Source organism: Microbacterium sp. B24 (assembly GCF_000333415.1).
GTDB lineage: Bacteria > Actinomycetota > Actinomycetes > Actinomycetales > Microbacteriaceae > Microbacterium.
In genome coordinates this window covers 1-5,514 of the sequence record NZ_BADB01000022.1, presented here as the reverse complement: position 1 = coordinate 5,514, position 5,514 = coordinate 1, and the positions used below count along the sequence as shown (strand labels likewise).

Sequence of the window (5,514 nt, the reverse complement as noted above, 5' to 3'; positions counted from 1 at the left end):
CGTCGCGTTGAGGCCGCGGAAGCTGCCGCCGAGGTAGATGTCGACCGTGCCGTGCGCCAGCTTCCACGTGCCGTCATCCTCGTAGTCGACGACGTCGAACTGGCCGCTCACCGGCTTTCCGCCGATCGTGTAGTCGACGCGCACGGGGATCGAGTATCCCTTGTCGCCGCCCTTCGGCACCGACACGACGACGTTCTCGATCGCACCCTTCGCGGATGCGGCGGCGAGCGCGTCATCCGACAGGAGCGTGCCCTGACGCGGCTTCGAGTCGAGCATCGCGAGGGCCGCCTCGCTGTCGCCGGCGGCGAGCGCATTCAGGTAATCGGACACGACCCTCTCGGGGGCGGTGGTGGCCGTCGTCGCCGCGCGCACCGCGAACGCCACGCCCAGAGCGATGGCCAGCAGCACCACCATTCCGCCGGCGATGATGCCGATCAGCGCCCCGGTGGGAAGCTTCTTTCGCGGCGGTACCGGCGCCTGTCCGTCTGCGGGAAGCGGCTGCGGGGCGGGCTGCGGGACCGGAGCGCCGTGCGGTACCGGGCCGCCGGCCTGCTGCGGACGTGTGAACGCCGCGACGTACGGCCCTGCCGCCGCGTGCTCCGTGGGTGCCGGCGTGACGACGGTGGCCTCGGCAGCCGCCTCCGTCGCGCGCGGCACCCACTGGGCCGCCGCGGCATCCCACCGCAATGCGCCCGCGACCCATTCGCCACGCTGGGCGTCCCACATCGGCGCCTGACCGTCACCGTTCCCGCTCATCGTCCGCCCTCTCGTCGGTCACCCCGCCGCGCACCCCTCGGCGCGAACCACCCCCGTGGTTCTCCAGAGACCCTACTGACGGCGGGCCGAACGCGCGGGCAGGGTGTGGATAATGGGGCCGTGGCACGAATCAACCCCAGCATCCTGGCCGCCGACTTCGTCAACATGCAGGCGGAGTTGGCGCGCATCGCGACCGCCGACTTCGTGCATGTGGACGTCATGGACAATCACTTCGTGCCGAACCTGACGTTCGGTCCGCAGATGGTCGAGCGCATCCAGGCGACGAGCCCCGTGCCGCTGGACGTCCACCTCATGATCTCGGATGCCGACCGGTGGGCGCCCGGGTACGCCGAGCTGGGCGCGGCATCCGTCACCTTCCATCTCGAAGCGGCGACCGACCCGGTGACTCTGGCCCGCAGGATCCGCGCGATCGGGTCGCGAGCCGGCGTCGCCGTCAAACCCGCGACACCGGTCGAAGGCCTGTACGACGTGCTCGACGAGTTCGACCAGATCCTCGTGATGACCGTCGAGCCGGGCTTCGGCGGCCAGTCCTTCATGGCCGATCAGATGCCCAAGCTCGCCCGTCTGCATGAGGAGGCCCGCCGGCGCGGTTCGCAGGTGTGGTTGCAGGTCGACGGCGGCATCTCCGAGTCGACGATCGCCCAGGCTGCCGAGGCCGGGGCCGATACCTTCGTCGCAGGATCCGCGGTCTTCGGCGCCGACGAGCCCGACCGGGCCATCGCCGCGCTGCGGCGCCTCGCCACCGAGCATCACCGCCACTGAGCACCGCCGCCCGCGGCTGGCGGCGCGCGGGCGCGCCGAGGACCGGTAGCCTGAGAGGGTGAAGACGTTCGACGCCCTGTTCGCGGAGCTGACGACGACCGCCGAGACCCGTCCCGAAGGCTCCGGCACGGTCGCGCAGCTCGATCGCGGCGTGCACGCCATCGGCAAGAAGATCGTCGAAGAGGCCGCGGAAGTCTGGATGGCCGCGGAGTACCAGTCCGACGACGAGACCGCCGAAGAGATCTCGCAGCTGCTGTACCACCTGCAGGTGCTGATGCTCGCCAAGGGCCTCACGCTGCAGGACGTCTACCGACATCTCTGAGCGCGCTCCCGCCCCCGCTCCTCCCGACACCGAAAGCTCTTCACCCATGCTGCGCATCGCCGTGCCGAACAAGGGGTCGCTCGCCGACACCGCCGCCGAGATGCTCGCGGAAGCCGGATACACCGGACGCCGCGACCCCAAGGACCTCCACGTCATCGACCCCGTCAACGAGGTCGAGTTCTTCTACCTGCGCCCGAAGGACATCGCGACCTATGTCGGTTCCGGCGCACTGGACGTCGGCATCACCGGCCGCGACCTGCTGCTGGACGCACGGATGCCGGGTGCCCGCGAGATCGAGAAGCTGGGCTTCGGCGGCTCGACCTTCCGCTTCGCCGGACCTCCCGGGCGCTTCACGCAGGTGAGCGACCTCGAGGGTCTGCGGGTCGCGACGGCGTACCCGGGGCTGGTCGACGGCTTCCTCGACGAGCAGGGAGTCGCGGTCGACCTGGTGCCGTTGGACGGCGCGGTCGAGTCGGCGGTGCAGCTGGGCGTCGCCGATGCCGTCGCCGACGTGGTCTCGACGGGAACGACGCTGCGCCAAGCCGGGTTGGAGATCTTCGGCCCCGTGCTGCTGGAGTCGGAGGCCGTGCTGATCGGAGCCCCGTCCGAGGCCGAGGGCACCGAGACGCTCCTGCGGCGCCTGCGGGGCGTGATGGTGGCCCGACGCTACGTCCTGATCGACTACGACCTCCCGGCGTCGCTGGTCGACGAGGCGGTCGCGATCGCTCCCGGTATCGAGTCGCCCACGATTTCGCCGCTTCGCGATCCCGAATGGGTCGCCGTGCGGGTGATGAGCCCCCGCAAGACGGTCAACCAGGTGATGGACGCGCTGTACGCGATCGGCGCGCGCGCGATCCTGGTGACCGCGATCCACAACGCGAGGCTCTGACATGTCGCTCGCACGACGGGTCATCCCCTGTCTGGACGTGGCCGCCGGCCGCGTCGTCAAGGGCGTGAACTTCGAGAACCTGCGCGACATGGGCGATCCGGTCGAGCTGGCCGCCCTGTACTTCGCTCAGGGTGCCGACGAGCTGACCTTCCTCGACGTCACCGCGACGGTGGACGACCGATCGACGACCTACGACGTCGTGCGCCGCACCGCCGAGGAGGTCTTCATCCCCTTGACCGTCGGCGGCGGCGTGCGCAGCGCCGACGACGTGGCCCGCCTGCTCGCGGTCGGCGCCGACAAGGTCGGCGTCAACTCCGCCGCCATCGCACGCCCCGAGCTGCTCGGCGAGATCGCCGATCGCTTCGGTGCGCAGGTGCTGGTGCTGTCGCTCGACGTGAAACGCGCGCCCGGCACCCGCTCCGGTTTCGTCGTCACGACCCACGGCGGTCGGACCGCGACCAGCCTCGACGCGCTCGAGTGGGCACGAGAGGCGATCGACCGGGGAGCGGGGGAGCTGCTGGTCAACTCGATCGACGCCGACGGCACCAAGGACGGGTTCGACCTCGAGCTCGTCGGCCTCATGCGCGAGCTGTCCTCCGTGCCCGTCATCGCCTCCGGCGGTGCCGGGACTGTCGACCACTTCGCCCCGGCCGTGCACGCGGGCGCCGACGCGGTCCTCGCGGCATCCGTCTTCCACTCCGGGCAGCTGACCATCGGCGACGTCAAGGACGCGCTGACGGCGGACGGGATCGAGGTGCGCCGATGAGCGCCGTCGACGACGCTCGCATCGACCGCGTCCGCTTCAACGCGGACGGGCTCGTCCCAGCGATCATCCAGCAGCACGACACGGGCGACGTGCTCATGCTGGGCTGGATGGACGCCGAAGCCCTCCGCCGCACGCTCACCGAGGGACGGGTGACGTTCTGGTCGCGCTCCCGCCAGGAGTACTGGCGCAAGGGCGACACGTCGGGTCACGCGCAGTACGTGCGCGGCGCCCGGCTGGACTGCGACGGCGACACCCTGCTGATCGCCGTCGAGCAGATCGGTGCCGCCTGCCACACCGGCGATCACACCTGCTTCGACGCCGACGACCTCTCTCCCGTCGTCGCCTTCGCACCGCTCGATCACAGCGGTGACCCGTCGTGACTGCACGCGCACGCAGTTACGCGGTCCTCTCGATCATCGCCGGCGGCGCCCTCGCGATCATCTCGTCGACCCAGACGTGGCTGGACGTCGCCCTGGATGCCGGGGCCACTGCATCCCTCACCGTCGCCGGCGCGAAGGCGTTCACCCTGCTCGCTCCGCTCAGCCTGGCGGCGCTCGCGCTGGGCCTCGCCCTCACGGTGGTCGGACGCGTGCTGCGTTACGCGTTCGGGGCGGTTGCGGTCATCATCGGCGGCACGCTGCTGATCGGTGCGGGACGCATCGCGATCGAACACCCCGTGGATGCCGTCTCGGCCGCGGTGACGACGGCCACCGGCCTGTCGGGAACGGACGCGATCGACGGGCTGGTCGCCTCGATCACGTCGACGCCCTGGCCGTGGCTCACGGTGGTCGCGGGCGCACTGGTCGCCGTGGGCGGCGTCCTGACGCTCGCCACGTCGCACCGCTGGCGCGGCAGTGGACGCCGGTATCGCACCGATAACCCGAGCCCGTCGGCGGCGGGATCGGCCACGGGTGCGGCCGCGTCGCGCCCGCACGACGCGATCGACTCCTGGGACGACCTGTCGCACGGCGACGATCCCACCGCCCGCTAGACTGGCGGGGAACCCCCGAATGAGACCGAGGAGCACCATGAGCAACAGCATCGACGACCCCGGCCACGGACACTCGCCCGCCGCCTGGACGGCTGTGGTCATCATGCTGCTGGCCGTCACGCTCGGCACGGTCTTCTACTGGTTCGACATGCCGGCGCTCGTCTGGGCCTCCGCCGGGCTGCTCGTCGTGGGCGCGCTCGTCGGCTGGGGCATGGCGAAGGCCGGCTACGGCGCCAAGGGTCCGAAGTACGCCCCGAAGCAGCACTGACATGCTCGATGGCCTGACGGCCGGCGCGGTGGAGGATGCCCGGTCGCGGGAGGACGCACGTCCGCTCCGCGACGTCGAGCGCGACGCTCTCGCGCAGCCGCCCGCTCTCGATGCCCGCGCCGCTCTCGCACCCGCCGAGCGCGTGAAGATCATCGCGGAGGTCAAACGCGCCAGTCCCTCACGCGGCGACCTCGCGGCCATTCCCGACCCGGCCCTGCAGGCGTCGCTGTACGAGAAGGGCGGCGCCTCGGCGATCTCGGTGCTCACCGAACAGCGGAAGTTCAAGGGTTCCCTTGCCGACCTCGAGGCCGTCAAGCAGCGAGTCGCGCTGCCGGTGCTGCGCAAAGACTTCATCGCGACGCCCTATCAGGTTCTGGAGGCGCGGGCTTCCGGGGCCGACCTGGTGCTGCTGATCGTCGCCGCGCTCGAACAGCCCCTGCTGCGGCAGCTGCACGAGCTGGTCCTGCAGCTGGGCATGACGCCTCTCGTCGAGACGCACTCACGCGAGGAGCTGGACCGCGCCGGCGACCTCGGCGCCACGCTCATCGGCGTCAACGCCCGCAACCTCTCCACGTTCGAGCTGGACCGCGACCTGTTCGGCTCGCTCGCGGAGCATTTCCCCGCGGACGCGATCAAGATCGCCGAGTCGGCGGTGCTCGCGCCCGCCGACGTCGCGCACTATCGGGGCGACNGCGCCGATGTCGTGCTCGTCGGCGAAGCGCTCGTCACAAAGACCCCG

The 5,514-nt window shown here is 70.9% G+C and carries 8 protein-coding genes and 1 pseudogene; 8 read left to right on the top strand and 1 reads right to left on the bottom strand.

Going from position 1 to position 5,514, the window contains the following annotated elements; all coding sequences use genetic code 11:
• Positions 1-756 (bottom strand): annotated as a pseudogene (locus tag I5I_RS00410) (hypothetical protein); the annotation flags it as partial.
• Positions 757-876: 120 nt separating this feature from the next.
• On the opposite strand from I5I_RS00410, the gene rpe reads away from it, so the two are divergent.
• The 8 genes from rpe to trpC all read left to right on the top strand — a co-directional run.
• The gene (gene rpe, locus I5I_RS00405) at positions 877-1,539 is read left to right on the top strand and encodes a ribulose-phosphate 3-epimerase (RefSeq protein WP_275574451.1); all 663 of its coding nucleotides are present in this window, start codon (positions 877-879) and stop codon (positions 1,537-1,539) included.
• A 58-nt stretch (positions 1,540-1,597) separates the two neighbouring features.
• Complete coding sequence (locus I5I_RS00400; protein WP_005055234.1) at positions 1,598-1,861, top strand: phosphoribosyl-ATP diphosphatase; 264 nt, start codon at positions 1,598-1,600, stop codon at positions 1,859-1,861.
• A gap of 46 nt (positions 1,862-1,907) precedes the next feature.
• Positions 1,908-2,750, top strand: a complete 843-nt coding sequence (hisG, locus tag I5I_RS00395; protein WP_036314931.1) for an ATP phosphoribosyltransferase — start codon at positions 1,908-1,910, stop codon at positions 2,748-2,750.
• Position 2,751: 1 nt separating this feature from the next.
• Positions 2,752-3,516 (top strand): imidazole glycerol phosphate synthase subunit HisF, encoded by a 765-nt coding sequence (gene hisF / locus I5I_RS00390; RefSeq protein ID WP_036314928.1) that lies wholly within the window; start codon positions 2,752-2,754, stop codon positions 3,514-3,516.
• Positions 3,513-3,896 carry a phosphoribosyl-AMP cyclohydrolase gene (gene hisI, locus I5I_RS00385; RefSeq protein ID WP_036314925.1) on the top strand — a complete coding sequence of 128 codons (384 nt, stop codon included), beginning with the start codon at positions 3,513-3,515 and terminating at the stop codon, positions 3,894-3,896. The genes hisF and hisI overlap by 4 nt, the downstream gene beginning before the upstream one ends.
• Positions 3,893-4,507: a Trp biosynthesis-associated membrane protein gene (locus tag I5I_RS00380; RefSeq protein ID WP_036314922.1), complete on the top strand. Its 615-nt coding sequence runs from the start codon at positions 3,893-3,895 to the stop codon at positions 4,505-4,507. The genes hisI and I5I_RS00380 overlap by 4 nt, the downstream gene beginning before the upstream one ends.
• Before the next feature lie 37 nt (positions 4,508-4,544).
• Entirely contained in the window at positions 4,545-4,775 is a 231-nt protein-coding gene (locus tag I5I_RS00375; RefSeq protein WP_036289479.1) for a DUF6704 family protein, read from the top strand.
• Between the two features lies 1 nt (position 4,776).
• A partial coding sequence (trpC, locus tag I5I_RS00370) for an indole-3-glycerol phosphate synthase TrpC (RefSeq protein ID WP_036314919.1) occupies positions 4,777-5,514 on the top strand: 738 nt, incomplete at its 3' end.

Bases quoted from the DNA above. Each gene is read 5' to 3' on its own strand.
- hisG (WP_036314931.1), top strand. From the start codon at position 1,908: ATGCTGCGCATCGCCGTGCCGAACAAGGGGTCGCTCGCCGACACCGCC.
- hisF (WP_036314928.1), top strand. From the start codon at position 2,752: ATGTCGCTCGCACGACGGGTCATCCCCTGTCTGGACGTGGCCGCCGGC.
- hisI (WP_036314925.1), top strand. From the start codon at position 3,513: ATGAGCGCCGTCGACGACGCTCGCATCGACCGCGTCCGCTTCAACGCG.
- I5I_RS00375 (WP_036289479.1), top strand. From the start codon at position 4,545: ATGAGCAACAGCATCGACGACCCCGGCCACGGACACTCGCCCGCCGCC.